General features: G+C 58.8%; 21 protein-coding genes. 10 read left to right on the plus strand and 11 right to left on the minus strand.

Features of this window, described 5'->3' with window-relative positions:
• Positions 1-167 precede the first annotated feature (167 nt).
• Positions 168-716, plus strand: coding sequence for a dTDP-4-dehydrorhamnose 3,5-epimerase (rfbC, locus tag FJ943_RS12790; RefSeq protein WP_140620160.1), 549 nt, complete (start codon positions 168-170; stop codon positions 714-716).
• On the opposite strand, the gene FJ943_RS12795 is transcribed toward rfbC, so the two are convergent.
• The 4 genes from FJ943_RS12795 to FJ943_RS12810 form a co-directional block, all read right to left on the minus strand.
• A complete protein-coding gene (locus FJ943_RS12795) occupies positions 711-2024 on the minus strand; it encodes a DUF4910 domain-containing protein (RefSeq protein ID WP_140722000.1) in 1314 nt (437 codons plus the stop codon). The two genes, rfbC and FJ943_RS12795, sit on opposite strands and share 6 nt — an antisense overlap.
• A 5-nt stretch (positions 2025-2029) precedes the next feature.
• Positions 2030-3091, minus strand: coding sequence for an NAD(P)-dependent oxidoreductase (locus FJ943_RS12800; RefSeq protein WP_140722003.1), 1062 nt, complete (start codon positions 3089-3091; stop codon positions 2030-2032).
• 205 nt (positions 3092-3296) lie between these two features.
• On the minus strand, positions 3297-4649 hold the full coding sequence (locus FJ943_RS12805) for a DUF4038 domain-containing protein (RefSeq protein ID WP_181174546.1): 1353 nt from the start codon (positions 4647-4649) through the stop codon (positions 3297-3299).
• A 32-nt stretch (positions 4650-4681) separates the two neighbouring features.
• On the minus strand, positions 4682-6115 hold the full coding sequence (locus FJ943_RS12810) for a DUF4214 domain-containing protein (protein ID WP_140722007.1): 1434 nt from the start codon (positions 6113-6115) through the stop codon (positions 4682-4684).
• A 359-nt stretch (positions 6116-6474) separates the two neighbouring features.
• On the opposite strand from FJ943_RS12810, the gene FJ943_RS12815 reads away from it, so the two are divergent.
• Both FJ943_RS12815 and FJ943_RS12820 read left to right on the plus strand, forming a co-directional pair.
• Positions 6475-7908: an oligosaccharide flippase family protein gene (locus FJ943_RS12815; protein WP_224720485.1), complete on the plus strand. Its 1434-nt coding sequence runs from the start codon at positions 6475-6477 to the stop codon at positions 7906-7908.
• A gap of 276 nt (positions 7909-8184) precedes the next feature.
• Complete coding sequence (locus FJ943_RS12820; protein ID WP_140722009.1) at positions 8185-9459, plus strand: polysaccharide pyruvyl transferase family protein; 1275 nt, start codon at positions 8185-8187, stop codon at positions 9457-9459.
• A gap of 111 nt (positions 9460-9570) precedes the next feature.
• On the opposite strand, the gene FJ943_RS12825 is transcribed toward FJ943_RS12820, so the two are convergent.
• The 3 genes from FJ943_RS12825 to FJ943_RS12835 all read right to left on the minus strand — a co-directional run bounded on the left by FJ943_RS12825 (position 9571) and on the right by FJ943_RS12835 (position 13425).
• Positions 9571-10581, minus strand: coding sequence for a glycosyltransferase family A protein (locus FJ943_RS12825; protein WP_140663950.1), 1011 nt, complete (start codon positions 10579-10581; stop codon positions 9571-9573).
• 119 nt (positions 10582-10700) lie between these two features.
• A complete protein-coding gene (locus FJ943_RS12830) occupies positions 10701-12005 on the minus strand; it encodes an acyltransferase (protein ID WP_140663947.1) in 1305 nt (434 codons plus the stop codon).
• A gap of 88 nt (positions 12006-12093) precedes the next feature.
• Positions 12094-13425, minus strand: a complete 1332-nt coding sequence (locus FJ943_RS12835; RefSeq protein WP_140663944.1) for a glycosyltransferase family 1 protein — start codon at positions 13423-13425, stop codon at positions 12094-12096.
• 191 nt (positions 13426-13616) lie between these two features.
• On the opposite strand from FJ943_RS12835, the gene FJ943_RS12840 reads away from it, so the two are divergent.
• The gene (locus FJ943_RS12840; RefSeq protein WP_140722011.1) at positions 13617-14747 is read left to right on the plus strand and encodes a glycosyltransferase family 1 protein; all 1131 of its coding nucleotides are present in this window, start codon (positions 13617-13619) and stop codon (positions 14745-14747) included.
• Here the strand turns inward: FJ943_RS12840 and FJ943_RS12845 are convergent.
• Positions 14740-15969, minus strand: coding sequence for a glycosyltransferase (locus FJ943_RS12845; RefSeq protein ID WP_140722014.1), 1230 nt, complete (start codon positions 15967-15969; stop codon positions 14740-14742). The two genes, FJ943_RS12840 and FJ943_RS12845, sit on opposite strands and share 8 nt — an antisense overlap.
• Positions 15970-16227: 258 nt before the next feature.
• Between FJ943_RS12845 and FJ943_RS12850 the strand changes: the two genes are divergently transcribed.
• The 3 genes from FJ943_RS12850 to FJ943_RS12860 all read left to right on the plus strand — a co-directional run bounded on the left by FJ943_RS12850 (position 16228) and on the right by FJ943_RS12860 (position 18971).
• On the plus strand, positions 16228-17100 hold the full coding sequence (locus tag FJ943_RS12850; RefSeq protein WP_140663935.1) for a glycosyltransferase: 873 nt from the start codon (positions 16228-16230) through the stop codon (positions 17098-17100).
• Positions 17101-17114: 14 nt separating this feature from the next.
• Positions 17115-18425: a polysaccharide biosynthesis/export family protein gene (locus tag FJ943_RS12855; protein ID WP_140722017.1), complete on the plus strand. Its 1311-nt coding sequence runs from the start codon at positions 17115-17117 to the stop codon at positions 18423-18425.
• 315 nt (positions 18426-18740) lie between these two features.
• Positions 18741-18971, plus strand: coding sequence for a hypothetical protein (locus FJ943_RS12860; protein ID WP_140663930.1), 231 nt, complete (start codon positions 18741-18743; stop codon positions 18969-18971).
• Positions 18972-18984: 13 nt separating this feature from the next.
• Here the strand turns inward: FJ943_RS12860 and FJ943_RS12865 are convergent, their stop codons facing one another.
• The 3 genes from FJ943_RS12865 to FJ943_RS12875 all read right to left on the minus strand — a co-directional run bounded on the left by FJ943_RS12865 (position 18985) and on the right by FJ943_RS12875 (position 22306).
• On the minus strand, positions 18985-19650 hold the full coding sequence (locus tag FJ943_RS12865) for a sugar transferase (protein ID WP_281406170.1): 666 nt from the start codon (positions 19648-19650) through the stop codon (positions 18985-18987).
• A 290-nt stretch (positions 19651-19940) separates the two neighbouring features.
• Complete coding sequence (locus FJ943_RS12870) at positions 19941-21797, minus strand: GNVR domain-containing protein (protein WP_140663924.1); 1857 nt, start codon at positions 21795-21797, stop codon at positions 19941-19943.
• Positions 21798-21970: 173 nt separating this feature from the next.
• Complete coding sequence (locus FJ943_RS12875) at positions 21971-22306, minus strand: hypothetical protein (RefSeq protein ID WP_140722020.1); 336 nt, start codon at positions 22304-22306, stop codon at positions 21971-21973.
• Between the two features lie 578 nt (positions 22307-22884).
• Here FJ943_RS12875 and FJ943_RS12880 point away from each other — a divergent pair.
• The 3 genes from FJ943_RS12880 (at position 22885) to FJ943_RS12890 (ending at position 26750) form a co-directional block, all read left to right on the plus strand.
• Positions 22885-25185: an AGE family epimerase/isomerase gene (locus FJ943_RS12880; protein ID WP_140663918.1), complete on the plus strand. Its 2301-nt coding sequence runs from the start codon at positions 22885-22887 to the stop codon at positions 25183-25185.
• A gap of 432 nt (positions 25186-25617) precedes the next feature.
• Complete coding sequence (locus FJ943_RS12885; protein WP_140663915.1) at positions 25618-25899, plus strand: hypothetical protein; 282 nt, start codon at positions 25618-25620, stop codon at positions 25897-25899.
• 134 nt (positions 25900-26033) lie between these two features.
• Positions 26034-26750, plus strand: a complete 717-nt coding sequence (locus tag FJ943_RS12890) for a Crp/Fnr family transcriptional regulator (RefSeq protein ID WP_140620199.1) — start codon at positions 26034-26036, stop codon at positions 26748-26750.
• The last annotated feature ends 183 nt before the right edge of the window (positions 26751-26933 follow it).

A 26933-nucleotide genomic window follows, 5' to 3' on the forward strand; every position in this document is an offset into this window, starting at 1 on the left:
GCCGGCGGCGGTGATCCCGACGCCAGGCTCGCCGAACGGGTAGTCAGCTTTCATCCGCACATACCGCTATCGGAGAGGCCAGCTAAGGCTTAGGTAGCCCTTACAGCGTGGGCTGGCGACGCTGACAATTGATGCGGCAGTCTCGCTCGGCGCCGGGGAGTCAAGGCATGCAGTTCACCGAAACGGAGCTTCAAGGGGTCTGGGTGATCGAGCCTACTCCCATGCTTGACGACCGTGGTTCTTTCACCCGCCTTTTCTGTGAGAAGGAGATGGCCGATTGTGGTCTGGCGACGCGCTTTGTCCAGCACAGCCGGGCTCATTCGATCAAAAAGGGAACTCTCAGGGGGCTGCACTACCAGGAGGAGCCTTACGCAGAGGTCAAGCTGGTCTCCTGTGTCCGCGGCGCGATTTTTGACGTCGTTGTGGACCTGCGTCCGAATTCGCAGACACGCTACAAGTGGCTTGGTTTCGAGCTGACTTCCGAAAACATGAAGCAGCTCTATATCCCTGCCGGCTTCGCCCACGGCCTCCAGACCCTAACCGACGGCACCGAGGTCTCGTATCTCATATCACAGTTCTATACGCCCAACGCGTCGACCGGCGTCCTCTACAATGACCCCACCTTTTCCATCGCATGGCCCTTGATGCCGACAGCCATGTCGGAAAGGGACAAAAGTTGGCCCCTTGTCAGACGGCGAACCGTAACGGCCTCATAAGGCTACCAGGAGCTCATGTTCGAACAGCAGTTTCGCAGCGGCGGCCAGTTCCTTGAAGGGCAGGTTCGAGCGCTCCGCCATGGCCAGGAGCGAATGCTGCCCATCGGCGAGGTTCAGCACCCAAAGCAGGGACATCGACGTCGCCCCCGACGACTTCTGCCCTCCCACGGCTGCATAAAGGCCGCGTTTGCCGAGCTGCGGCTCGCCCTTGGGCAAGCGGTTCAACGGCGTCCAGTCCTCTTCGACAATGTCGATCACCTCCATCAAGATGCGGAAGGAATCCTCGAGATGCTCTGGGCTGATGAAGTCAAGATTGTCGGCCGATGTGTGGTATTCGGGAAATGTGCCGTGGACGCTTCGCTGGAACATGCCGACCGGAAGATTGAAGCCCGGCGAACAATACTGCCTCTCGTCATAACCATATGGGGAGAAATCCATCAGCTTTGCCCCGGCGCGATGCCCCAGCACGTGGGACATGGCTCGGTCGATGAAGGCGTCGCCGCGGCGGCTGCGCTTGTATGCCGGGCCTCCTGAATCGCCAACGCATGACAGCACCAGACCGTGGTCGATGAGACATGTTCGGTCCTCATTGCGCGACAGCCACGCGAGCGCGCCGATCGTGCCGGGAGCGAATAGGAAGCGGTAACTGTACCGTGTCTTCCTTGCCTTGAGACCTCTCGCCAGCATCGCCAGCAGCGCCAAGCCCGAACAGTTGTCGTTGGCAAGTGAGGGATGGCAAATGTGCGCCGAGAGGAGGAACTCCCGCTCGGTCTGACCGCGGTGCAGGTATTCGCCGTATGTGAGACTGCCGTCCTCGAGCTCGGCGTCGATCTCCACATGGTAGAAACCGTCGGGCAGGTCAGCCACACGGACGTGGGCCGCGCAGAAGCCCCAGGTCGGGGCGTAATAGCTGGTCCGGTAGGGGATCAGTTGCGGCTGATCGGGCAGCGTATGAATGTGCGGCCTCAGTTCGGCGAGCGTCAGGATCCCCTTGAACGGCAAGCTGTAGTTGACGACGTGCAGGTTGGAGTCCGCAAAATCGAGGACCGTATGTCCGTCCGGGCCTGTGATGGTTGCCGAGCGTATGTTCCATTCCTTTGGAACGGTCCAGTCGAACAGCTGCGTCCCGGTGGGCACTTCGTGCCGTTCCAACTCGATATGCTGTGACAAGACATCCAGCGTTGCTCGCACGCCGTTTCCCGTGATGCTCCGGCAGATGGGAAACAGACGTTCGGCCAGGCCATAAATCTCGTGACCGATTCCGGTTGCCGGCGGCGGCCCGATCCCGGCGGGGTTCAGGTGTTCCATCCAGCTTATCCGAGCGCCTCCTCCAATGGCTTGGATACTCCAGCGACCCGCATCCGCTCGTCCAAAAGTCCGCTGGTCAACAGATGCCTGATATGACCGATACGCTGGAAGCGCGGCCCCTCGAATTCCTCCAGCGTGACATTCGACTTCCGGTATGCCTGGTAGAGTTGCTCGGCACCCTTGCGCGCATCCCATTGTGGCCTGAAGGCAGGCAGGGCAAGCGCGATCTTGTCGAAGTTGACCCGATAGGAGCGTTTGTCGGGTCCGGCGTCGGGCGCGAGTTCAAGCCGGCAATCGGGCACGATCTCGGCGACGATCTCGGCGATGTCCCGGATCCTGTAATTGTGGTCGGTTCGTCCCACATTGAAGGCTTGATCGTGAATGGCCTCGCGGGGCGCCTCCAGCCCGGCAATGAATGCCCTGGAAATGTCCTCGATGTGGACGATCGGCCGCCACGGTGTTCCATCGGACTTCAGCAGGATGACGCCTTTGGTGACCGCCCACGCGACCAGATTGTTCAACACGATGTCGAAACGGAGCCGCGGCGAGAGCCCATAGGCCGTGGCGGGGCGGAAATAGGTGGGAGAAAAGCTGTTGCTGGCCAGTTCGGAAATATCCCGTTCTGAAAGGACCTTGGACCAACCATAGGGCGTTACCGGCTTCAATTCGCCCGTTTCATCGACCATCCCGTCGCCCGCCTGTCCGTAATTGCTGCACGACGAAGCGAACAGGAAGCGCGACACGCCGGCGTCCTTGGCCGCTTTTGCAAACCGGACGCTGCCCTTATGGTTGATTTCATAGGTGATGTCCGGATCAAGGTCGGACAGCGGGTCATTGGAAAGGGCCGCAAGGTGGATGACGGCATCGAACCCTTCGAGGTCGCGCGCATGCACGTCCCTGACGTCCTTTTGGATAGATGGAATTGAAGCCCGCTCGCCCCCAGCGGCAAAGGTGCAGCGCCGGTAGAGATCGCTGTCATAGCCCGTCACCGAATGCCCGGCACGAAGCAGCATCGGCACCATCACCGATCCGATATAGCCTTGATGGCCGGTTACCATGACTTTCATCGCGCACCTCTTCTCAAACCGATATTGATATCCGGGAGGCTACTTGGGCTTGAAGGAACGGGGGAGAACGCCAATGGACGCCCAGGATTCCCCGTTCGAGGAAGCGTTGCCGGCGCTTACCTCCTTTGCAGTGGCGCTCGTCTAATGCTTTCGGAGGAATCGGCGCACTTCTTGCCTTGCGTTGCCTGCTGCACGCAATCGCGCGTCATTGACTTTGCGCTTCGGGGCGGCCTTGAGCTATCAGCTCCAGGATCCAATCTTTGTATCCGCGGCTGTTTAGCTCTGGCGGCTTGAAAACCGTGCGCTCCGCCTTGAAGGGAGAACCTTCGACATCCATCACCTCTCCGCTGGTCGGATCGCGCCAGCGAGCGCGGACGGAAGCCGCCGAAAGCCGCGCCAGGTCCACTGTAATGCGGCCGTTGCCGGGCATGTAGACGACAGCATAGGATCCGTCCCTTGCGGTCGCAGCGACCGCCCTTTCCATGCCCGCGCTCATACCGTTGACCAGGAAGCTGTTCGTGGCGTCGGGTTCGAGCAGCCACCATTTTATCGACGAGACGAAGGCGAAAAGCACCTCCATGCTTTTTGCCCCCGGGCTGTTCAGAGCCTCTTTCCACCCCAATGTTTGCCGATGGAGACCGGGCCCGCCGAAATGCCATATCGGGTTGTTGCCGTAGAGGTGGCCAAAGGCGCCCGAGAGGATCGCCTGGTAAGCCTGAATGCGGACCCGGTACTCGTCGGTACCACTTTCGAACTCATAGGCGCTCTCAATCAGGAAGAAAGGCATACCCCTGCCGTACTCCCTGACCGCGGCAGTGTAGACAGGGCCGTATGTGTAGATGTTGTTCACGTTCAGCCAGGATTCGTGAGTCCACAAATCAAATGGTGGCGTTTCGGGAGCGCCATGGATGGTGCTAAGAGCGCCCGGCTCCTCGTCAAGGATGCCTTTGGCAACAGCCCTCACCAGATCCTTGTCCGCTGGATCATCATCGCCACCGTTGACCCACATGATATTGTCGAAGTGCCGGTAGCGATGTCCGACGAAATGGCCGTACGAAGCAAGCCTTCCTGGCCCAGCAGCCGCCATGTTCTGATACCAACCGTCAATACCACCGCGATAGCCGAGATAGGCTGGGGCAAGCAGCACCAGGAAACCGAGGTCGCATGCCTTCTGCAGGACACGGTCCGCATGGGCAAAATACGCCTCATTCGGAACGGCGAAATCGGCGTTGCCAGCGAATGGTCTCTCGCCATATGCGTTTGCGGGCGCGTTGCGGGAAAATCGGTGCTCTAGCAGGTTGACCAGCACCGTGTTGAAACCACGAGCCTTGCGGTCCTCAAGATAGAGGTATGCTTCGTCATCCTTCAGATCTGCGATGAGGGACCAGGCCGAGTCGCCATGCATCAAGAATGGATCGCCGTCCTTGTCGACCGGAAAGCTCTTTCCAGATTCGATCCGTAAGGGGAAACGCGTCCCCTTGTCGCGTTCGCAGGCCAAGCTTCCGGTCTCCATAGCCACCAAATAGACGCAGGTCATGAGAACAGACATCAAGCGCATTGCGCTCACTCCCTCCGGCCCGTCGTTCATGCTCACCCAGGGGTCGGCGCCCCGGAGACCTCATGGATGGCGGAGTGCCTGGAGTTGAACTCCGCTGAGGTGACAATGCCGAAGGCTGCGTCCTTGCGGGTCATGGTGCCCGCGCGTAGCGGCCGCGTATAGGAGTCAAGGCCGTAGTTGTCTGCGGGACGGTCAAGAAGCAGCAGGTAGAGGAAACTGATATAGGCGCGGTCCGTCAGGCCGATCGTGGCATATCTGCTTTCGAAATCGTCGGTGTCCATCATGTCCAATATCATGTCAGCAAGCTTGCTATTCCCGCTTTCAAGAGCTGCCGACCAACGATCCACGCTGGCCGTGTCGCCATCGTGACCAAGAATGAGGCAATAGACGAAACTTGCCTGCCTCACATATAGGGGTTTGTTTGCAGCCAGGGTCTCTGGATCGCATTCCCGGTACGGCCTAGGCGCCGGCTGCGGGCCGCGGGTGAAGTCACGCACCGTCTTATAGGCCGGCTTAGGCTCGCCGACCCTCCATTTACCATAGGGCGCCGGGATCAGCCTCACCAATCCCATATTGGCTTCCATGCTGGGAGCCCAGTAGGCCTCATCGACGAGTTCGTAGATGTGCGCGGCCTCGACCTTGTACTTCTTGTTGAGGTCTTGAAGTCTCGTCATTGTCTGCTTGATGCCGTCGGCCTGCTGCTTCTCGCCGCGCTGGCTTCCGTAAGGGTTGTCGAATTCGGTAACCCATATCGGCTTGCCGTAGGCCGAGATTTCCCGGAAAGCCCATTCCGGATCCTCGCCGTACATATGCCACACCGAGATATCCCAAGCGATGCCGTCCTGCTTCATCCGTGCGAACGCGCCGACGTGGCCCCATCCGGCGGTGCCGATCGCCTTGCTGATGGTCGGATCGGCCGCAATCATCCCTTCGGACAGGCCCTTGAGGACGGCACTCACTTTCATCCAGCGCGGGCCGTAGTAATCGAGCGTTCCCGTTCCACCTGCAGGTCCCCACCCACATGGATATTGCGAACCATCATCGCGCTTCTCACAAGGTTTGATGATGGCGTAGTTCTCCATCTCGTTGCCGAGTTCCCAGACACGGATGTCGGCCTTGAACCTTGAGCCAAGTGCGATCGCAAGTTTCCGGGTCCTGGCGTAAAGTTCTTCCGGACTGTCCTTGTCCATATCGATGCCGGCGGGCGTGAGGACGGGCAGGATCTCGATGCCTCTCACCTTTCCGGCGGAGACAAGGTTGGCAAGCATATCGACGTCGCCCTCGCCCCTAACATTGACCCTGTATGACTTCAGGCCGAGATCCTTGACGAAGTCGAGTTGCCGTTCGATCGGGATACCCGGATAAGCAACTATTGGATGGCCGTTAATGCCCCAAAGGAAATTGGCGGAGGCAGACGAGACGAACGCCAGCAGGCAAGCCAAAGCGACTGCGAAACGAAACGACATGGCGACAGTTCTCCCGGTCGGGGGCGGCCTCGATAGTCGGGACTGCGAGCGCCGGTAGCAATCTACCCATACGGGTGACCGACGCGTCTGCGATACCCCTTTCGGAGGTCGCCACCAACTCAAGCCCTGTCTTGAACCTCTTACGCTCTATTTTACCCAAATCTGATCAGCCCTTAGCTGATCTGGAACAAGGCCCGACAACTCCGGCCGGCATGCCCGTTACCCCTTTCGTCTGTGATTAGTCCTTACTTTGAAGGTACTGACCTTTAACTGGGTTTGTTGGACTATTCAGCGTGACGAAGGCGGCCCCGCCGCTACCGGGAAAGGGCACTATGCCTTCTGTTAAACGCGCACTTCTGATGAGCACGGGCGAACGTTATGTCCTGCTCGTATCGAATTTCGCCACGACCGCAGTGGTTTCGCGCATATTGACACCACAGGAAATCGGCGTGTCGGTGATCGGGATGGCAATCCTGGCGATAGCCCTGTCCGTCAGGGAATTCTCCAGTTCAAGCTTTCTGATCCAGCGCGGGGAACTCAGCCGCGAGGACATTCGGGGGGCCTTCACAGTGATGTTCGTCCTTACCGGGATTGCCGTCACCGTTCTCCTAGCCGCGTCCCCTATTCTGGCTTCAGTGTACGCGGAGCCGAACCTCGTTCCCTATTTTCGAGTTATTTCAGCCTGCCTCTTCCTCGATGCTTTGGTCATCCTGGTCAACGCTCTCCTGCGCCGGGACATGGCCTTCGGCAAGGTAGCTGCGATTAGCATCACCAACGGAGCGACAGGAGCCGTGGCAACAATCGCTTTGGCGTTCGCGGGCTTCAGCTATATGAGCTTCGCTTGGGCGTGGCTAATCGGCAGTGGGCTTGCTGCATGCCTTGCGCTTGCCCTGTGCCCGCATTTCTGGATGTTCAAGCCAACCCTCGTCAATTGGCGCGCAATGGTCTCGTTCGGCGGATACAACGGCTCCATCGCCATACTCTTCCGCATTTTTGACGCCCTGCCCCTGCTCTTGTTGGGCCGACTGGTGTCACCGAATGCCGCAGCCTTGTTCAGCAGGACCCTCTTGATCAGCCAGATACCCGACAAGCTCCTCCTCGGAGGGGCCGTGGCTGTCGTATTGCCGGCGTTTTCGGCAGAGGTCAGACAAGGCAGCGATTTGAAGCGCCCGTATCTCGCGGCCCTTTCTATTGTCACGGCTTTCTACTGGCCGGCTCTCCTTGTGCTCTCAGTGCTGGCCTACCCGGTCGTGGACGTCGTGCTCGGTCGCCAATGGATCGAGGCTGCGCCGCTTGTTCAGGTCGTCGCGATTGCTCTTCTCTTCTCCTTCAGTTTTGAGCTCAATTACCCGGTATTGGTTGCAGTCGGTGCGATCCGCGACTTGTTCATCCGTGCCCTCATCGTCTTCCCGATTTCTGGCATTCTGTTGTCAATGGCTGGCATCTTCGGTGGATTGCAGGCGGCCGCCTGGTGTATGCTGGTGACGATTCCTTTCCAGGCATACGTTGCCCTGAGCTTCGTTAGGCGACGGTTGGGATTGAAGCTGAAGGATATCGCCGCAGCGCTATGGAGAAGTGCAGTCATGGCCATGGCGAGCGCGGCTGGTCCGCTGTGCGTGGCTTTCTTGTCGGGCACAGGCTTCGCTCTTTCGCATGGGCAGGCACTCGCAGCAGGGGTGTTGGCGTTGGCTGGATGGGGAGCGGCATTGGTCCTTACCCGACATCCTTTGGTTGACGAGATAATCAAGTCCATCCCCGGTTTCGCGCGTGCCTCGCTCCGCCCGGCCGAGTGAGGCGAGATCAGTGAACACGATGGCCGACGAAAAAGTCGCATGGCCAGTGGTTATCCAAACGAGCCTGGAAGGACGCGAATGTTCATGGACGAGAACCAGCGGGACAAGAAGCAGGGCCTCGCCCTGCCGAAAGGCTTGGAGTGCGAGCCATGCCGAAGCAGCCGAATTTGCCATTCGAACCTCCTGACCTCTGTCACCCCTTCCAATCAGAGCGTGCACGGCCGCAGTATCATGCTGCCGCCGCTCGCATGCATGCACCAATAGCGAGCACAGACCATGGTCCTTCCGCGCAGGAATGGGTTCTCGCAGGTCATCGGCGCAAAGCCACAGAAAATATGCCTTTTCGGAATGTTTGGCGGGGGTAATTTCGGTAATGACGCGTCGTTGGAAGCGTTCTTGATTTTTGTGCGGGAAGCTCGGCCGGAGGCGGCTATCGCGTGCGTCTGTGTTGATCCAGATGCCATTGGTAAAGCGCATCAGATTGCCACAACACCAATCAGCGCCCCAGAGTTTTCCAATGCCCTCCTGAGGTTCTGCAATAAAGTCAGCCTGAGAACAATTGGAAGGCTAGCGAACTGGGGCCGGGCAATCAAATATGTCAGGCAATTCGACATCATAATTGTGCCAGGAACGTCAACGTTAAACGACTACGGCTCAGGTCCATTTGGAACATCCTACGGTCTGTTCCGCTGGGCTGCATCTGCGCGACTGTCGGGGGTGAAGTTCTGCTTTATTGGAACCGGCGCAGGTCCGATCCTAAATTCTACCAGCCGCCGGATGTTGAGGTCTGCAGCGGCCTGGGCCTACTTCCGTTCGTTCCGCGATCAGGTCTCCAAGGATTTCTTATCGTCACTCGGCATCGATACAAGTAGAGATGAAGTCTACCCAGATCTGGTGTTCAGACTGCCTACGCCATTGCCCGCGCGAGACAACACCGGAGGAAAACTGACGACAGTTGGGGTTGGGCTCATGAACTACAACGGCTGGCGCGCAGGCGCGCGCTCAGGATCGGACACCGCTATCTATGAAACCTACATCGAGAAGATGGGCCGTTTCGTCAACTCATTGCTGGATCGAGGCTACCGAGTACGCCTAATTATCGGCGAAACCGTGGATATGCGGGCAGTCAGGGATATCGGTCGAATTGCTAAGGCAAGCGGATATGACCTGATCGACGGCACCCGCTTCACGCGGCAGGCTCGTCAGCTTGTCGCCGAGCCAATCAACTCCCTGCATGACGTCATGCGGCAAATTGGCGACACTGACGTCGTTGTCGCCACACGTTTTCATAACGTGGTTTGCGCTTTGAAGCTTGCTCTACCGACAATCTCCATCGGATACGAGGCCAAGAACGATGCGGTGATGACTGATTTCGGCCTTGGGAATTTCTGTCAATCCATAGAAAATCTCAACCTGGACCTGTTGGAGACGCACCTCACGGAATTGCTGAAAAACAGGAAGCACTATCGCGCAGTCCTTCGGCGGCACCTCGATGATGTACTGTTTCGGGTAAAGGAGCACGAGCAGGAGTTGTTGTCCAAGGTCCTTTGATTAAGCCGAGGCGCTAATTATTGCCTACTGAAAGATTGTCGATCGCGCGATCAGTCGCGGCTTCAACAGCCCAGCAGCTCCTGTGGATGCGTTCGGTCAGCGGCCGCCGCCTTAAAGATTCTCCGAGCAGAACTTGGCTTCGTCAATCTCAGGGCCCGTTGAAAGACGCCAGCTTCGTTTCCAATTCGAATAGGGCAGCCATTCAACCAGCGATTTGGCCCAATCCGCGGCGTTCGGAGCGACCTGCCGCTCTTTCAGGCCCTTCAAGAGTTCCTGAGCCGCGTCCAGCCTTCCCATCAGTGTCCATTTTATGGCCAAGCGCATCATTCTGGCACGCATACATTCCTTTTTACTTCGGAAGGTCGCCTCGTCCCAACACTGAGCCCCGAAGGCACATAAAATGTCAAAACGCTCAAGTAAGGCTCTTAACTGGTTCGCACCGAGCTGCTGGCTGGTAAGCGAATTCGCGTGCCACCGTGTGTAGACGAGTGGCGCGTGCAGATAGGCGAGCTTGCCACGCAGGACACTGCGCACGACTGCAGAAAAATCAAAATGGATCGGGGCATCGTTGAAGAAAACCGCGCTTTGCGCGCTGCCAGGAAATCGAACGAATAGATGGTGATAGGGCAACCAATTAATGCTTTCGTCTAGCATCTTGGCCGCAATCTCAATGCCTCCAAAAATACCTTGCTTCAACGGCAAATTCGCGCGATGGACCCTGTCCATGAAGATGTCGTGGCAAAGAACGACTTCGATTTTTTCATCGCATTGAGCAATCTCCACGAAGCGCGAGATACAATCGCTATGCATCAGGTCGTCTGCGCATAGAACCTTCACGTAAAGGGCCTCGGTGGGAACCGCACAAAGCGCCTTAGTCCAGTTTTCTCGCAGCGGAAGGAGGCTGTCATTGCGAATGGTAATCAGTTCAACACGCTCCGACCGAAAGCGATCGATGATTTGCGGCGTGTTGTCCGAGCTGCAATTGTCAACGATAACGTGTATAATGTTATCATAACTTTGCCGCTGAACGGATCTCATCGTAGCCTCGAGATAGGCACCTCCGTTGTATACGGGCGTTACCACCGCGACGAGAGGTAGAGCTGGCGCCGAGCGGTGTCTCATAACGTTATCTTTTTCGTTTCGGACGTCGATATTGAATTGACCTACTCAAAAGCGAGAAGCCGACCTCAGCTTCTGTCGGTGGCTTTGTTTAAGATGAGGCGTTCAGCCCAGGATCTTGCTCATGGCAAACGGCTCCGATGCTCCGATCCGGGCTGCGCGCCACCTTGATGCCCTGTCGTCGATCTGGGCGCTGCCGATGACGGTGATATTCCCGGTGCGACGAACCAGTCGGACAGGTATCGAGTCATAGGCACTTCAACATAAAGATAAATGAAGACTGAAACGCAGGTTACGGCCATGGGGGTCACGAACAACAGCACCGTGGCCAGCCGTGCCGAATTTCCGCTTTCGACAACGAGCTTTTCGGAGATGAGATCCATGAACCAGTGTGTCAGATAGATCGCGTAGGTGCATTTGGCGAGAAAGTTCACAAATCTCGAGTCGTTGTAGATGCCAAGCTGCTCCAGAATAACAACCCCCAGCAATAGAAGCGACATCGGCACGCCGAGGGCGAGGACGCGGGGCAGCGCCGGCCAGAAGAACGGACGCAAGACTGCAGCCACAGCTCCGAAGGTGACTGCCGCCGCTGCGAGAACAACGACGCGGCGCCGCGGCATTTTGAAAAGGAACGGCCCAGAGCTGACAAGCGTGAAGATGAGGATGCCGAGGGCAAAATCGATCAGTATGGGATTGGTGTAGAATACGAAAATCGGGTTTTCAAATCTCGTTATTTTGCCAGCGCCTGCAAGGAGTACCGCAAAGGCGGCGGAATAGAAAACACCGTTTTTGGCGCTGGCAGTCTGAAAAGCCGCGATAATCAAGCTGAACTCGACGATGACCAGCAAGGTCCAGGTCGGATACAGGATCGGGTAGGGACCATAGGGGACGAAGGCAAGCGACATGAAGAGTGCTGACAAGGGCGTCGAATGGTTATTCATCGCGTAATTTTCGACAAGAAATGCGAGAACCGTGAAGCCCCAGTATAAAGGCACGATGCGAATGAGCCTTGCGCGCAAATAAGCACCTGCGGACGTGCCGTTGTTCCCGAGCACATGCGCGCTTAGAAAGCCGGCCAGAACCACGAACAGATCCGTTCCGAAACGGAAAATCTCCAAGACAGCCGGATGAATGTGGGCGGCGCCAACCACTGCGGGCATGTGGATGTAGGCGATGGCATAGGCGGATACGAGCCTCAAAAGCTGAGGATTGTGCCAGAACTTCCTTGCCTGAGCAGACCGGGCCGTGGCCGGAGAGTACTCAGCGTTGACCCTGGACGTTATCGATGCCAGGCCGACCGTGCCGAGTGTTAAGAAGACCATCGCCCTATCCAATGAAGCCGCTACGGTGGCCTGTTTGCCCTCGATCGGCTTCGATCTCAATTTACCGGAGGCGAGCGGACCTGAGAATTGACCCAAACGGCGCATTGCTAATCCATTTGAGGAATATTGGGTCAATCGTTTCTGTTAGGCCGTCGAGCGCGGATTGGCACCCGGCCAGACACGAAGCCTTCAATCAGCGCGGCTTTGCGGCCGGTTTCGAGAAATCGACAAGGTCGCTTCCTTCGGACGGTCTCCAGCCGCGGGACCGCTCCCCGAAATCGGCGTCAACCTGGACCATCAGTTCCAGGTATTTCCACGCGATCCACCGCCAGGAATAACTGCTTGCCCTGGCGTTGCCCTTGGTCACCAGCCAATCGCGCAAGGCTGGGGTGAGCACAAGCTGGCGGACCTTCTCGGCCCACGCATGGACATCGTCGGGATCGGCATAAAGAGCAGAGTCCCCACAGATTTCCGGGAGGCACGGCGAGCTCGATGCAATGACGGGACAGCCAGACGCCATCGCCTCGACCGCGGGGAGCCCGAAACCCTCGATGCGTGAGGGGAACAGGAAGCACAAAGCGCCCTCGAGCGCCTTCTTGAAGTCGTCATCGCCTATGCGGCCAAGCAAGACGATGTTGTCGGGCAGTTTCGCAACGTATCGCAGGATCGTGGCTTCGTCGACGTCGCCAGGCATCCACAGATCCAGACCCATGTCATCGAGGAGTGGGGCCAGCCGGGCGAGAAGCTCCAGGTTCTTGTATTCTTGGTCCCCCCGGCCAAGGCAAAGGACATATGGCCTACGCCGATCCACGGCCAGGGACGATTTCTTGGCATCCCATCTCCTGGCATGGTCGCTGCCGTTGTAGGTGACGACAATATTTTCCTCCGGTGCTATTCCGAATTTGATCAGATGACTTCGCGCCAGCTGCGAGACCGTCGTGATACGAGCAGCCCGCCTGCCGAGCGCTGGGAGGATGAGGCGGTGCGCCCACCGGAAGCCTCTCGCATAGCTCAACGGCATCAGCCTGGTGTGCATGTCGTGGATACAAGCGATTTGACGGCTAAGCATGACGGGAGCGAGATTGCAGAAACTCAGCAACCCGCCAGGCACATGCCAGGGCAACTGCGCCTGAACCCAAAATTGAGGAAGTCGTGGTCTGTTGAATTCCGGAATGATGCGGACGGCGATGGCCTTAAGGGGCAAGGGTTCGGTTAGCGGGCGTGGGATCACCAGATCCATGTCCAGGTCGCGACCAAGGGGATGACCTTCCGAAATGAGAGCATCGAGAGCCATGGTCACTTCGCGAGCATAACGGGCTACTCCATTACGGCGAAGCGTCGTGAAGTCTCCGTTTATCGTCCAGCGTCGCCTCGCCGCCCCCTGATCCCGTGACTTTCGCTCGGGTATACCAACCAGGTATTTGGCGTCTTCGACAAGGGTTCCCGCCAGCTGTGTGCCGCTGTCGTGGCCATTCAACCGCCTTGATGGCGGCGACTGCGTCGCATCGAATTCGGAATTACCCATAACCCTCTCCGGTCCGGCCGCACCTGTGGTCAGATTAGCATTCTCGGTCGCGCACGGCCCTCCAACGTTCGAGGTAGGTTCAACACCGCCCTCGCCCGGCCGGATGAGGCTCCGCGCCAACAGGTGACCGAATGGCCGTAGTGACTGCGCCCCTATGGCCGCTCCACAGTGAAAGTCTCGGGGGTAAGGGCATGCCACGACGTTGGACGATCAATGGGCGCTTTCTTTCCCAGGCGACAACGGGCGTGCAACGTTATGCCCATGAAGTCGTCCGTTCGCTGGACTCCTTGATTGAGGAGCGAGTACCACTTGCTAGCGATCTCCAGCTCCGCCTGCTCTGTCCACCCGGATCCGGGGACATCCCCCTCACGTCCATCGAACGCCGCGAGATCGGCGGCGCGCGCGGGCATGTTTGGGAGCAAGCGCGACTTCCCGTCGCTCTCGACGGCGGCGGTCTGCTCAGCCTCTGCAATACCGGGCCGCTGCTTGCCCACAAACATATCGTTTGTATTCATGACGCAAATGTCTGGAACGCGCCGCAGAGCTATTCCCTCGCCTTCAGAAGCCTTTACAGAACGCTGTTGCCTTGCCTCGGCAAGACTGCGTGGAGTATTTCGACTGTCTCCGATTTCTCGCTCGGTGAACTCATCCGCCAAGGCGTGATCCAGGCCCATCGGGCCCTCGTGGCCCCTAACGGCCATGAGCATGTCTTGCGTTGGAAGCCTGAGCACTCGGCGCCGACACGGTTGGCGGCCTCCCGGGACACCATAGTCATGATCGGAAGTGCCGCACCCCACAAGAATGTAGACCTCGTCCTGAACATGGCTGACCGGCTTGGAGCAGTCGGGCTCAGGATAGCCATCGTCGGAATGTCGGAATGCCGCGTTTACCGGTCAGGTTCTGCGCGCACGCAAGCGCGAAACATCCACTGGCTTGGCCGCGTTTCGGATGGCGAGTTGGCTGCTCTCCTTGCGGACTCGCTCTGCCTGGCCTTCCCGTCGCTTACCGAAGGCTTCGGCCTCCCTGCCCTCGAGGCGATGGCTGTCGGCTGCCCGGTGGTGGTTTCCGACCGCGCAAGCCTGCCTGAGGTCTGCGCGAGCGCGGCCCTATACGCTTCTCCCGACAATCCGGAGGCATGGTTCGACAGCTTCATGCGACTTCATCGTTCTCAGGCGTTGCGAACGGAGATGGTGGCGAAGGGAAGGGCAAGAGCCTCAGCATACAGCTGGAGGGCGACGACGTTGCTTTATCTCAAGGCCATGGCGGCCGCCGACGGCCTCGACGCACAAACCAAGGGCGCCAGGGTGCGCGAACTCATATGATGTCGTGAAGCGACTGGACTGCCCCGATCGATTCCAGAATCGCGCGATCGAAGTTCTCTTCGGAAAAGCGCGCTGCATTGGCGGTGCAGGCACTGGGGGTGATAGCGTGGCTGTTTTCTTCGAAGCGCACGACCGCCGCCTTGAGAGACTCGATAGTCTGCGCCTTGAACAGCACCCCCGTCGGCTCGGCCGATGACCCCAGGCGCCGCACGATGTCAACCGCGCCGCCGCGGCCGAAGGCAATCAGCGGGGTCCCGCAGGCTTGCGCCTCGGCCAAAGCGATGCCGAAGTCCTCGCAGCCCGCGAAGACCATGGCCTTTGCCCGCGCCAGCGTCTCTACATACTCCTGGCGGGGTAGAAAACCCGAAAACGAGATGTTGGGCCCAGCCAGCGATCGCAAGCTGGCGGATTGCTGGCCCTCGCCAACGACGACCAGCCGTCGCGACGGCATTTCGTTGAAGGCCCTGATGACCAGGTCGGTGCGCTTGTATGGGGCCAGGAAGGATGCCGAGACGTAGTAGTCATCCTTGTCCTCCACACACGGCAGTTCTCCTACGCAAACCGGCGGGAAGACGACACGCGCGTCGCGCCCGTAGATGTGCTGGATTCGGGAACGGACATAGTTCGAGTTCGCCAACATCAGGTCCGGACCATGCGCGGTCCTGGTATCCCACGTCCTCAGCCGGTGCAGCATGTATCGATAGAGAATTCCCTTGGGACCAAAGCCCAACCTTCCCTGCTGAAGATAGGAGAACTGCTCATCCCACGCATAGCGGACGGGGCTGTGCACGTAACATAAATGCGGTTGATCCGGCCTGGTGATGACGCCGCGCGAAAACGCGGCCGAAGAGGAGATCACCGCATCGTAGCCTGTCACGTCGAACTGCTCGATCAGGAAAGGGCAAAAGAAGAAAAGAGACCGGTAGAACTTCCGCACCATGGGAATCCGGTTGGCTGCCGACGTATGGAATTCCACATCCCGGAAATATTGCTCTTTGACGTCGGCCGGCAGAAAATCGAAAAGCGTGAAGACTTCGGCATTCGGAAACTGCTTGCAGATTTGCGCAAGAACCCGCTCCCCTCCCCGGAAGTTGGGGCACCAGTCGTGAACCACCGCTATTCTCGCGTATCTGTCGACACTTCCCGGCGCGGTCGGCGGTTTCTCGATTGGCACCGCGAATTTGGCGGCGATTGCCAGGTCGGAAGAACGTTCGTGGAGCATGGTTCCCCCCTTGCCGCAGCCAGCAATCGCACTGCCGGCAGTCTCCCTTTCATGCCATGGCTCTTGCAAGTCGTCCGATCGGTTACAGGACGCTGCGAGCGCGGGCCGGCCTAATCCTTTTGGTTGGAGCGAGTCGGCCCGCAATACGCCAAAAGCCTGTGCTCCGAGGTAACCTGGGGCTGTGCTTACCCTTTTATGCAGGCTGTCCAGGTGTGTTCGCCGTCCTAGGGTCGGCGGACAGCGAAACATGGACCTGGCATGAGACTGGCAGTGATTATCCCAACCCTAGGCCGCAGCGCGCAGGTTGCGCGCCTGCTCGGCTATTTGGGTAGCCAGAAAAGACTTCCCGATGAAGTCATAGTGTCCGCGCCCGACGCCACGCATGTTGAATTGCCGGCCAGTTGCCCCTTTCCTGTAAAATGTGTTTTCGGGCCGAGGGGGCTGACCGCACAGCGGAACACGGCTCTTGCGCCGTCGCTGGCGCGCTTCGACATCATCACATTCTTCGACGACGATTTCGTCCCATCGGCCGAATACCTGAAGCAGGTCGAAGAAGCCTTTATCACAAATGACGAGTGGGCGGTGGTGATGGGCAGGGTCATCAAGGACGGGGCCGCCAACGCTGGCCTCACCTGGGAAGATGCCGAAGCCGCGCTGCGGGCAGCAGAGGGCACCCGCAGTGCCGGACCTTCGGCAATCGACCATGTGGGTGCATACGGATGTAACATGTCGGTCCGTTCCTCGCTTGTGGGCGATTTGCGTTTCGACGAGCGCCTCGTCCTGTATGGATGGCAGGAGGACATCGACTTCACCAGCCAACTGAGATCCAAAGGCCGGGTGGTCTGCGTATCCTCGATCAGGGGAGTCCATCTGGGCATCAAGACAGGTCGCGTCAGCGGAGAGCGATTCGGCTACTCCCAGGTTGCTAATGCGATCTATCTGATCAGAAAGGGGTCCGTGCCGGCCTCTTTCGCGCTTCCCCTGATGCTCAGGAATATTGCAGCCAATCTGGCAAAGAGCCTGTGGCCCGAGCCGTATGTCGACCGTAGGGGCAGGCTCAGGGGTAACCTGCTCGCTATCCTGCACGTCGCGATTGGCCGAATCGAACCCGAGTACATCTTGAAAATCTGACGAAGGGGAAGACAATGCGCAAATGGGTTTTGACGATCGCGTCTGCCTCACTGGCCGCGACAGTCGCCGGCGCCTTGCCTTCCGCGGCTGCCGAGTATCTGCTCGGACCCCAAGATAAGGTCAGGCTCAAGGTTTATGAATGGCGCGCATCACGTGATGTGATTTTCGAATGGACGGCTCTCAACGACGCTTTCGTCGTCGGTGCCGACGGCACGCTCTTCCTTCCGTTTGTCGGCCAGATACGCGCGCAGGGCACCGCTCCCGGCGACCTCGCCCGGGCCATCGGCGATCGCCTGATGCGGAACATGGGGCTCGGCCGCCAGCCCGATGTCGCTGTAGAAATTGTGCAGTACAGACCTTTCTACATCGTCGGCAATGTCAAGCAACCCGGGGAGTTTCCTTATCGGCCCGGACTGACCGTGCTGCAGGCGGTGGGGATCGCGGGCGGCCTGCCCATACGCCAGGACGACATATCGCGGCTGGGGCGGGAAGTCATCTCAGGCCAGGGCGATGTGGGTTTACTGGCGCTGAACAATGTCAGCCTTCTTGCCCGCAAGGCGCGCCTCGAAGCCGAACTGGCCGGCAGCGAGGAGATCTCGTTTCCTGCGGAATTGAACGACAGGGCTTCCAACCAAACCGTTGCATCGACAATGGACCAGGAGCGCAAGATCTTTGCGATCGGCAAGGACGCGCTGACGACGCAACTGCGTTCACTCCATGAACTCCGGGACTTCCTGGAAAAGGAACTGGACTCGCTGGGACAGCAACTGACATTCCACGACAAACAGATCGAGCTTGTCCAGAAGGAGCTCGCGAGTGTTTCGACGCTTGTCGAGAAGGGACTGGCGGTTGCACCACGCGAGCTATCGCTTGAGGGGACGGTCGCGCAGATGCAAGGGGACAGGCTCGCTGCCGAGACCTCGCTGCTGCGCGTGAGGCAGGAGATCAGCAAGACCGACATCGAGATTCTCAACATCAGCAACCGGCACGCCAGCGAAGTCGCTGAAGGTTTGCGCGAAACCCAGCTGCAGCTCAACGAAGTGACCAGCAAGGCCGATACCGCGGTGCAGTTGCTGCACGAAACCGAGATTGCAGTCCCCGCCCTACTCGCTCTGAGGCAACGCTCCGAAAGTGCCAAGCCAATCTTCAAGATCGTCCGGACGACGGATAGCAGCACAGCCGAACTTCCCGCCGAGGAGACGACAGCATTAGAACCCGGCGACACAGTGAAGGTCGAGATCCCGGCGCCGGACGCAGGTCTGGCTAGCATACCTGCAGGCGGTAGCCTTCAGGCCGAGACGGTTCCGGTTCAGGGCATCAATTGATCAAGTCCGCGATCCGCCAGGGCAACTGACCAGTTGGCTGATCGGTCCCCCCGCATCAGATCCTGTGACGCTCTCGATCGCCTCCATATGATCGGCTTGGCTTGTGCCCTGAAACCACGGCGGCCGAAGCCATTCAGGAAGATCAGGAAGATGAAGCAAGACTCGGCACTCAAGCCGACCGTCTAGGCAATGCTCGCAGCACTTGCCTTGCTCTTTGAGGCCGCATATCAGTGAGCACCGTGGGCCCTCAGGCCCCGGACGGAACCTTGTGCCGCAGTGAGTCGATCCGTCCTGCCACTGGAGATGTCGGTGCTCATGACACTAATCGCCCTGGCGGCTGCGGGCGCTCTGATAGGCCTGCGGTTCAAGGTTTCCGCCCTTCTCGCAGCCACCGCCCTGCTTGCGATTGGAAGCTTGGCCTGGAACGGCTTTGGATTTCCGGGCCATGTGAGCGTCCTCAAATTCCTGATCCTGGCATTCGTGTTGGCAGGCGCGTACATCATAGGGGTGTTTCTGTCCGTCCGCTGGAAGCAAACCGCAGAGTGACGGGTCAGGGGGATTAGGAGGTCCTGTCGAAGCGCATCACCGCGAAGACGGTCCTGAACAGGATCACGATGTCGGACCAGACAGACCAGTTCCGAACATAGTGGCTGTCCAGCGCCACGCGCGTGGCGTAGTCCACGCTGCTTCTTCCGCTCACCTGCCAAAGACCGGTCAGTCCCGGCCTGGCGCGGAGATAGTCCGCTACGTGGTCGCCGTAAAGCTGGAGCTCTTCCTTCACGACCGGCCTTGGCCCCACGCAACTCATGTCGCCACGGACAATGTTGTAGAGCTGGGGGAGTTCATCGAGGCTTGACCTTCGCAGCATTCGCCCGAGGAACGTCACGCGCGGGTCGTTCCTGATCTTGTGGGTCTTCTCCCACTCCATTCTGATGTCGGGATTGGCTTCGAGGCAGGCTTTCAGAACGGCTTCCGAATTGGCGACCATCGAACGGAACTTATAGCAGTTGAACGGTCTTCCGCCGAGGCCGACCCGGCGGTGCGGGAACACCGCCGGGCCGCCTGTCGTGATCCTGATGAGCAGGGCAACAGCAACCATTACCGGCGCGGCCATGACAAGCGCCGTGACCGCTATGATCAAATCCAGGATTCGCTTCAGAAGACCTCCCACGGGAGGATTTGTAGAGCCTGCCCTGGTGGCGGGTGACAAGTCGATCAACAACACCCCGCCACTGTCGTGGTCGGGAGCCGAAACAACATGCAGGACCGCTCGGTTGTCGACTGCTACCGGAACGGATGGCGGGCCCCAACTCGAGGGTGCCAGATGTGACTGCTTCTCGAAGGCGTTTGTCATGACGATCATTGTTTCGAATTGTGTGACGCTGACAGTTTCCCAATCTGGAGGACGCTCGGCAAGAAAGGCAAAGGAGGTAGCACTACGCGCCCCACCCTAACCCTAATGCCAAGGGATGATCCCGAACGTCTTCCAGGCTTTCGACGACGCATCTGCCCTTCTCATGTCGTGCGCTGTTTGGATGTCATCGCCCGAGCGTTCGCCAAAAGGGCTCCAAGCACATGCGCCCTGCTGGCCTGCAACGCTCTGACAAGGTCCCGCAGCGTTTCGGAATGCGTCTTGCCCCATTCCGCAACGATGACGACACCGTCCAGAACGGATCCGACCATCAGTTCGTCGGCTCCCGAGGCCAGTGTCGGCAGGTCAACGATGACAACGTCGTAAGCGCCAAGTTCGTGATCGGCGAGACCAAAAGCTGTAACTTCCGAGAGGAACGCCTCCATGTTGCGTGGCGTCAACAAGTCGGTGCCCTCCACCACGGAACTGCGAAGCAGGTCGAACGATCGGCCTGGTGCGCGCACGATGCTGAGCCGGATCGGGTCCTGGCACAGTCTGTCATAGGCAACCGAGCGGCCGAGCAGCCGCATGGTGGTCACCGATCGCCGGACATCGGCGTCGATCACCAGCGTCTTTAGACCCGACATCGAGTAAAGCGTGGCGAGATTGCTGATGACGGAACTCTTGGGACTGCCGTTGGATACGGCGGTCAACCCGAGGAATTTGACCTGATGGTTGGTTTCCGCAAGGCTGATCTCGGCCCGTGCCTTCCTGAGGCACTGGCTGTATCGCGAGTAGGGACGTCTCTTGACCTCGTCAATGTGGCCGGATTCCATTCGCTTGCTCGTCAAAGGCAACTCTCCGAGGCACTCGATGCCGAGGTTCTCCCTGATGTGCCGCGGCGACCTGACGGTCCAATCGAGCGTGTGCCTCACAAACGAAATCCCGATGCCGACAATGAGCCCGGCAATCGCGGCGAAGGCAAGGACCAGTTTCGGCCTTGGAGCGCTCGGATAAAGCGGCGCTGTCGCGGCCGTGATCACCCTCGCGTCGGCCACGGGATACGATTGCTGGCTCACCGAGTTGGTGTAGGCCTGGAGGAAGCTTTCGTACATCTTCTGATAGGTTTCGGCGGTCACCTCGAGCTCTTCGAGCGTCGGCACGGCGTTGACGCCGTCCGTGGCATTGGCCTCTTCATTGTTGGCCTCGTTGCCGACGCTGTAGTCGTGCCGAGAACGGAACTCCTGAGCCTTCGCCATGGCCGCGTTCATTTGCGCACGAAGCTGCTGAAGACGCTTCTCAAGCCACGCGCCACCTTCCCGTGCCGCGTCGGCCTTGGTTTCGATCTGTTCATGCACGAAGGCATCGGCCGTGGCGTTGGCAATGTTGGATGCGCCCTCGGGATCAACGGAGGTGAAGGAAATGTCTATCGCGTAGGAAACACCGACCCTGCGGATATCGAGGCCGTCGCGGAAACTCGACATTGTGTGGCGGAATTTCTGATAGTCGCTCAGTGATGCGGCGGGTTCTGGCATGCCCAAGCCGAAATAATCCCACAGCGAGGTCAGCCTGGCGCTTTTTTGGGCTCCCAAAGCGTCAGCCAGGACCATTTTTATTTTTCTGAATGCCCCCGGCAAAATCGGCGCTTGTGGACGGTTAAACTTAGGGTCTTCGACGAGTTTCTGCTGCTCAATGACCATCGCGGCGATTTTTTCCGACTGCATCACTGCGATCTGGCTTTCCACCTGCGCGGTGTCCAATGACAGGTTTACTTCTCCGCCCTCCTGGAGATGTTGCGGCACTTTCGGCTCGATCAGGATCTGCGCACTGGCGGTAAACACCGGGTCGGTGGTCGAGTTGTAGAACCAGGCCACCAAGAGCGCGGCGCCAAGGCAGGCAATGATCGTTCTGAGGTAACGCCGCAAAAATCCGGTTATATCAGCGAGGCCGATAAACTCCTGGCTGATGGCACCCTGCTTGTTCGTTGTCGCAGGCCATTGATGAGGCAACATGCGGTCCATTCAACTTCTCCTGCAGGCGTGCGGGAAACTCCGGCGCACGCGCCATCCTGATGCAGGCGAAGCATGTTGTCCGGCCGATGTCTGGTGGAAAGCTGCGGCCCCGCGATCCCAGATTGCCCCAAAAGACTATCCCGGCGGTGCGGAAGGTAAACGCCGCCAATTGGCGTATGCGGCTACGTCCTATGGGAGGGAAGAAGGCGCTGCAATTCTGCTTGAGTCCTGCGCACGAATGACAGCTGCCGCTGCAGCGAGACCTGCCGTTGGTGATTCAACATCATATTATGTGTGAGCGTATCGATCCTGACGGAGATAACGTCGAGGGTTTCGCCGTTCTCGAGCGCCTGCACAGAAAACGCGGCGCAGTCCGCCATCGCGTTTTCCGACGGATAAAGTTGCGTCGCCTCCTTCTCGATTTCGACTTGCGTGGCCTGAAGAAGCCGAACCAGCCGGCCAAGGCGCCTTTCATCGACGAGTTCGCGCGACGGGGACCTCAATGCGGGAAGCGGCATTTTGCGGCCCAATCCTTAACGTGAGCGCCCGAATGGAACGCATGTGCCAGAATACAAAACGCTCTCGCCTCTACGAGACATCCTTTCGGCGGCCGATTGGCATCTCCTATTGGATGAGGGGAGCGTATCTGGATGTCAGGACTGCCCGAATTCCTGACGAGGCCGGCGCCCCGCAGCATGCTAAAACCCTCCCTCGTGAGCGATTTCGGAGCGGAAGGTGTCCTTTACAAACTCAATTGCATCACGACGCGGCGTCGGGCCGGCCGCCGCGCTGGATGGTAGTGGACGTGACTTGGGCAGCCATTTGATCGCTGCCTGGCGCCCAATCGCCGGGCTGTTCCTTGGCGGCCTGGTCCAGAATGTCGGCATGGCTTTTCGCAGTCTGCCTGCCTCACGCCGCTGCTGCCAGCTCCTCGCCGGGGCCACAGTGACAGCCTCTCGGAGAAGCCTATGATCCGGCTCTGGTGCGCTGCTCCGTCCAAAGGGCGCCACGACATGGTCGATGCTCTCGACCTGCAGTTGCGCCAAGATCCAAAGGTCGAGCCAGTAGTTAGAGATTTCTGAGAAGGGACTCGAATATGGCATCCGAGCTGGTGTGTTTTGTCATGAGCGGGGGCGTGGGCTCACGCCTGTGGCCGCTTTCGCGCGAAGACAATCCAAAGCAATTCCACGACCTTTCGGGCGACGGTTCAATGCTCGCAAAGACTGTCCGGCGCCTCAAGGCGCGGCCCGACAATCAGACCCCAATCTACCTGATCGCTTCCGAACGACATGCCGATCGTGTTATCTCTGACATTGCTTCGCTCGGCCTGAACGGCGGTAAGCCGATCTTCGAGCCTGTCGGTCGCAATACCGCCGCAGCCGTCGCCATAGCCACCCTGCAGACAATATCGGAACATGGCAGCGATGCACTTGTGCTAGTGGTTCCCTCCGATCACGAAATATCGACCGACGCGCAATTCTGGGAGACCGTCGAGTCGGGCGTTCATGCCGCCGAGTCAGGGAGCATCATCGTGTTCGGCATCAAGCCAACGCATGCGGAAACTGGATACGGCTACATCGAGGTTGCAGCAACTGACGACCGCGTGGCTGCAGTTTCGCGCTTCGTCGAAAAGCCCAACGCCGAGACAGCGCGCAACTACGTATCGTCAGGACGATTCTACTGGAACGCAGGCATTTTCCTGTTTCGTGCCGACACCATGCGCCGGGCATTTCTCGAGTTGCAGCCGGACATCTGGGAAACTGCAGAACGGGCCTACAAGACTGCACGAACGGACCTCTCGGGTATCTGTCTCCCCCAGGGTTTCTACTCGGCCGTCCCCTCCACCTCGATAGACTATGCCGTCATGGAGCATGCACGCGATATTGCCATGGTTACGGCTTCCTTCCGCTGGAACGACCTTGGGTCGTGGCAATCGCTGCTCGAAGCCAGTCCGATCGACGGCAATGGCAATGTCGTGATGGGCGACATCGTCGCCATGGACTGCGACAGCTCCTACCTTAGAAGCCAAGGCAGGCTGCTGACCGTCATCGGCATGACGGGGGTGGCGGTAGTAGCGACACCGGACGCGGTGTTCGTCGCCCCTGTCAGCCACAGCCAGAACGTGAAGAAGGTCGTCGAGCAGTTGGAAAAGAGCGGACGGCTTGAGACGAAGTACACACCCTCGGGAGACCGGGTCATCATCAACGGTTCCTGGCGCAAGCGCGTCGAACATTGGCTCTTCAACGAAACCCTGCCGCTTTGGTCCACCGTAGGGGTCGATGATGTGAACGGCGGCTTTCACGAGGCGCTCGGTTTCGACACAAGGCCGCTGGGGAAGCCCAAGCGCATGCGCACCATGGCTCGCCAGATCTACGCCTTCGCGGTGGCCAAGGAACGCGGCTGGGCCGGACCAGCCGACGAGCTGATCGACCACGGCATCGACTTCATTGCCAAATATGGCCGTACCACCCGTGGTGGCTGGGTGCGCACCCTTAATGTCAATGGCAGCGTGGCTGACCCTGCGGAGGACGCATACGATCATTCCTGCGTGCTCCTGGCACTTTGCCATGCTCATCGATGCGGCCATCGCGAGGCCTTGCGACTGGCACAAGAGACATTCCATTTCATCGACGCACATCTCGAAGACCACCGTCTGAACGGCTTTCTGGAAACCTCCGGCTCCAACGGGATGCGGTTTTCGAACCCGCACATGCACATGCTGGAGGCTTTCCTTGCGTGGCATGGCGTTACTGGCGACCGCACCTATCTGCGCCGGTCGGCTCGCGTGGTCGATCTCTTCAGATGCCATTTCTTCGACCAGGAGAGCTGGACGGTAGGGGAAAATTTCGACGTCGACTGGCTACCTTTGCCTGGAGAAAAAGGCCTGTCGACCGAACCGGGCCACCATTTCGAATGGGCCTCGCTTCTCATCGATTTCGCTCAAAAAAGCGGGCAAAAGGACTTGGCCAGTTATGCACGGAAGCTCTATTCGTCCGCGATCGCCAGCGGCTTGAATCGGGCTACGGGTCTGGCTTACGCGGCTGTGTCGCGGCAGGGAATGCCCATCGACCGGCTCTCCCGCAGTTGGCCCCAATGCGAGGCTATCAAGGCAGCCATAGCCTTGGACGGCATAGGCGGGCCTGATTTGAAACCAGAGATAGAGGCCCGTGTTGCCCGCCTCTTTCGATGGCATATCGATCCCGCCCCCCTTGGCTTGTGGATCGACAGAATTGACGAGCGCGGAAGATCACAGGCGACGGAGGTTCCCGCCAGCATTTTCTACCACTTGGTGACGGCCTTGATGCAATATTTGGACAAGACCGAAGGGCAGATCGAATCTTTCCCGATGCCGGCTTTGGGCATGGGTGAGAGCGTCGCCGCGCGGGCTCTGGGCTAAGCCTCACGGTCTGCCCTACACTATTCATCCGGCTGGGTATGGAAGAATTCGACAGCGTGGCAGGCCAGCGATGTACGCGCCCGATCGAAGGTGGCGAGACCCGTCCCGGACGGCAAGCGGCGACCCCGTGAGCTGGGGAGTGACCATGGTTTCTCTGATGAACGACTTGTCGCCGTTCTCCGATGCGACGTCTCAGCGGCGACGGCGGTATCGTGGTGTCCCAAGGTGGAAGGGCAAGCTACGGCTAATTCGGTATGCCTGCCTCTGTGTCGTGGCTCCAAACCGGGATAGCATGCTTACAATATGTCTAAAGGGACGCACAGATTGAGCTTTTCCAATCTCGTTTGTCGCCGCGGATCGCGATTAAAATCGCCAAGGCGAGGTGATGTGAGTCCAAACACCCTTCTTGTCCGGACAGTTGAGAAGCATACTATGGCAAAAAAGAAATCTCGTACTAGGCCCAGCAGTGATCTCTTGAAATTACTAGCCACCAGGCCTCGAGCTGTTGCCCTTGCCGCGTTGCACGTAAGTGAATCGGTGCTGCTTGAACTTGAGGCATCGGAATTGTTGTCGGCAAGACAGATAAGAGGGTTGCTCAAGGACGCATCAAATACCTTGCGGAATGCCGCCGGCCAAGTGGACAATCGCAGCAGCTTCATCGCCGCCGAAATAGTCGATTCCATGCAAGAAACTTTCACAAGAAATAAAAGCTAGCTGCGGGGTTGCGACGTACAACGCTTGCTTTCGCATGCTGGTAGCTGCGACGTCGCACAGGTACCCATCACGCCAAATTTAATGTACATTCGATCCGTTGGGGATAGAAAGGAAGACATCGGGCGGGATTATAGATGTTGTACGCTTCACAGTCTTTGGGCGGGAATGAAAAGCGGTCATCGTATATCAGGCTTGCCGACGAAGATTCGGCGCTCATGAAGACGCTGGGGTTCACACCGAAGCGTTATCCACCCGAGACGGTCATTTTCAGCCAGGGTGAGGACAATGATCGCGTATTCATAGTCGAGTCGGGCTGGGGTTGCCTGTCGCACGAACTTGCAGGGGGGCAGCGACAGATCCTTGATTTTGCCTTGAAAGGCGATCTCGTCCTGTCCCGGTCGAGCGGGGGTGGCGCGCTTGAAACGTTTGTTGCTCGAACCGAACTGAACGTCTTGGTAGCCTCGACCAAGACATTTACGCTCGCAGCCATGAAATCCCCCCATCTTTTCTCCCTGGTCGTCGCGGCTCTTGGGCACAAGGGGGCCGTCATCGCTGAACATCTCACCAATGTTGGTCGACGCAGTGCCCTGGCGCGGACCGCACATCTGTTCCTCGAATTGAGGACGCGCCTGGAACACATAGGCTTCGTCACCCGCGATAGCTATGAATGCCCTCTGACCCAGTACGATCTCGCGGACGCCCTCGGCCTCACTCCGATTCATGTCAACAGGATGCTGCGCGAACTGCGCGAGCGTAAATTTCTCGAATTCCGGCAAGGCCGTGTTCGCGTGCTCGATCTACGAGGCATGACGGAATATGCGGGTTTCGAATGCAGCTATATAAACAGTTGACATCTGTATGTAGGAGCAACTTGGCATCCAGATGCCTCCTGAGCGAGGGGCGCATTGCCGTCCGGCAGCAAGGGGCTGGCTCTGCACGGCCATTGGGCGCCGGCTGACCCTTCCCAGGGATTCCGCCGGGCCGGCTCCCCGCACCCTTGCGTGTTCGACCGCCCATCCTTCCGCGGCGCCGGC

The sequence above is a fragment of the Mesorhizobium sp. B2-3-10 genome, from assembly GCF_006442275.1.
Taxonomy (GTDB): Bacteria; Pseudomonadota; Alphaproteobacteria; order Rhizobiales; family Rhizobiaceae; genus Mesorhizobium; species Mesorhizobium australicum.

What these genes read in the sequence shown, in the direction of transcription:
- rfbC (WP_140620160.1), top strand. Translation starts at nt 168, where the DNA reads ATGCAGTTCACCGAAACGGAGCTTCAAGGGGTCTGGGTGATCGAGCCT.
- FJ943_RS12795 (WP_140722000.1), bottom strand. Translation starts at nt 2,024, where the DNA reads ATGGAACACCTGAACCCCGCCGGGATCGGGCCGCCGCCGGCAACCGGA.
- FJ943_RS12800 (WP_140722003.1), bottom strand. Translation starts at nt 3,091, where the DNA reads ATGAAAGTCATGGTAACCGGCCATCAAGGCTATATCGGATCGGTGATG.
- FJ943_RS12805 (WP_181174546.1), bottom strand. Translation starts at nt 4,649, where the DNA reads ATGCGCTTGATGTCTGTTCTCATGACCTGCGTCTATTTGGTGGCTATG.
- FJ943_RS12810 (WP_140722007.1), bottom strand. Translation starts at nt 6,115, where the DNA reads ATGTCGTTTCGTTTCGCAGTCGCTTTGGCTTGCCTGCTGGCGTTCGTC.
- FJ943_RS12815 (WP_224720485.1), top strand. Translation starts at nt 6,475, where the DNA reads ATGAGCACGGGCGAACGTTATGTCCTGCTCGTATCGAATTTCGCCACG.
- FJ943_RS12820 (WP_140722009.1), top strand. Translation starts at nt 8,185, where the DNA reads ATGGTCCTTCCGCGCAGGAATGGGTTCTCGCAGGTCATCGGCGCAAAG.
- FJ943_RS12825 (WP_140663950.1), bottom strand. Translation starts at nt 10,581, where the DNA reads ATGAGACACCGCTCGGCGCCAGCTCTACCTCTCGTCGCGGTGGTAACG.
- FJ943_RS12830 (WP_140663947.1), bottom strand. Translation starts at nt 12,005, where the DNA reads ATGCGCCGTTTGGGTCAATTCTCAGGTCCGCTCGCCTCCGGTAAATTG.
- FJ943_RS12835 (WP_140663944.1), bottom strand. Translation starts at nt 13,425, where the DNA reads ATGGGTAATTCCGAATTCGATGCGACGCAGTCGCCGCCATCAAGGCGG.
- FJ943_RS12840 (WP_140722011.1), top strand. Translation starts at nt 13,617, where the DNA reads ATGCCACGACGTTGGACGATCAATGGGCGCTTTCTTTCCCAGGCGACA.
- FJ943_RS12845 (WP_140722014.1), bottom strand. Translation starts at nt 15,969, where the DNA reads ATGCTCCACGAACGTTCTTCCGACCTGGCAATCGCCGCCAAATTCGCG.
- FJ943_RS12850 (WP_140663935.1), top strand. Translation starts at nt 16,228, where the DNA reads ATGAGACTGGCAGTGATTATCCCAACCCTAGGCCGCAGCGCGCAGGTT.
- FJ943_RS12855 (WP_140722017.1), top strand. Translation starts at nt 17,115, where the DNA reads ATGCGCAAATGGGTTTTGACGATCGCGTCTGCCTCACTGGCCGCGACA.
- FJ943_RS12860 (WP_140663930.1), top strand. Translation starts at nt 18,741, where the DNA reads ATGACACTAATCGCCCTGGCGGCTGCGGGCGCTCTGATAGGCCTGCGG.
- FJ943_RS12870 (WP_140663924.1), bottom strand. Translation starts at nt 21,797, where the DNA reads ATGGACCGCATGTTGCCTCATCAATGGCCTGCGACAACGAACAAGCAG.
- FJ943_RS12875 (WP_140722020.1), bottom strand. Translation starts at nt 22,306, where the DNA reads ATGCCGCTTCCCGCATTGAGGTCCCCGTCGCGCGAACTCGTCGATGAA.
- FJ943_RS12880 (WP_140663918.1), top strand. Translation starts at nt 22,885, where the DNA reads ATGGCATCCGAGCTGGTGTGTTTTGTCATGAGCGGGGGCGTGGGCTCA.
- FJ943_RS12885 (WP_140663915.1), top strand. Translation starts at nt 25,618, where the DNA reads ATGGCAAAAAAGAAATCTCGTACTAGGCCCAGCAGTGATCTCTTGAAA.
- FJ943_RS12890 (WP_140620199.1), top strand. Translation starts at nt 26,034, where the DNA reads ATGTTGTACGCTTCACAGTCTTTGGGCGGGAATGAAAAGCGGTCATCG.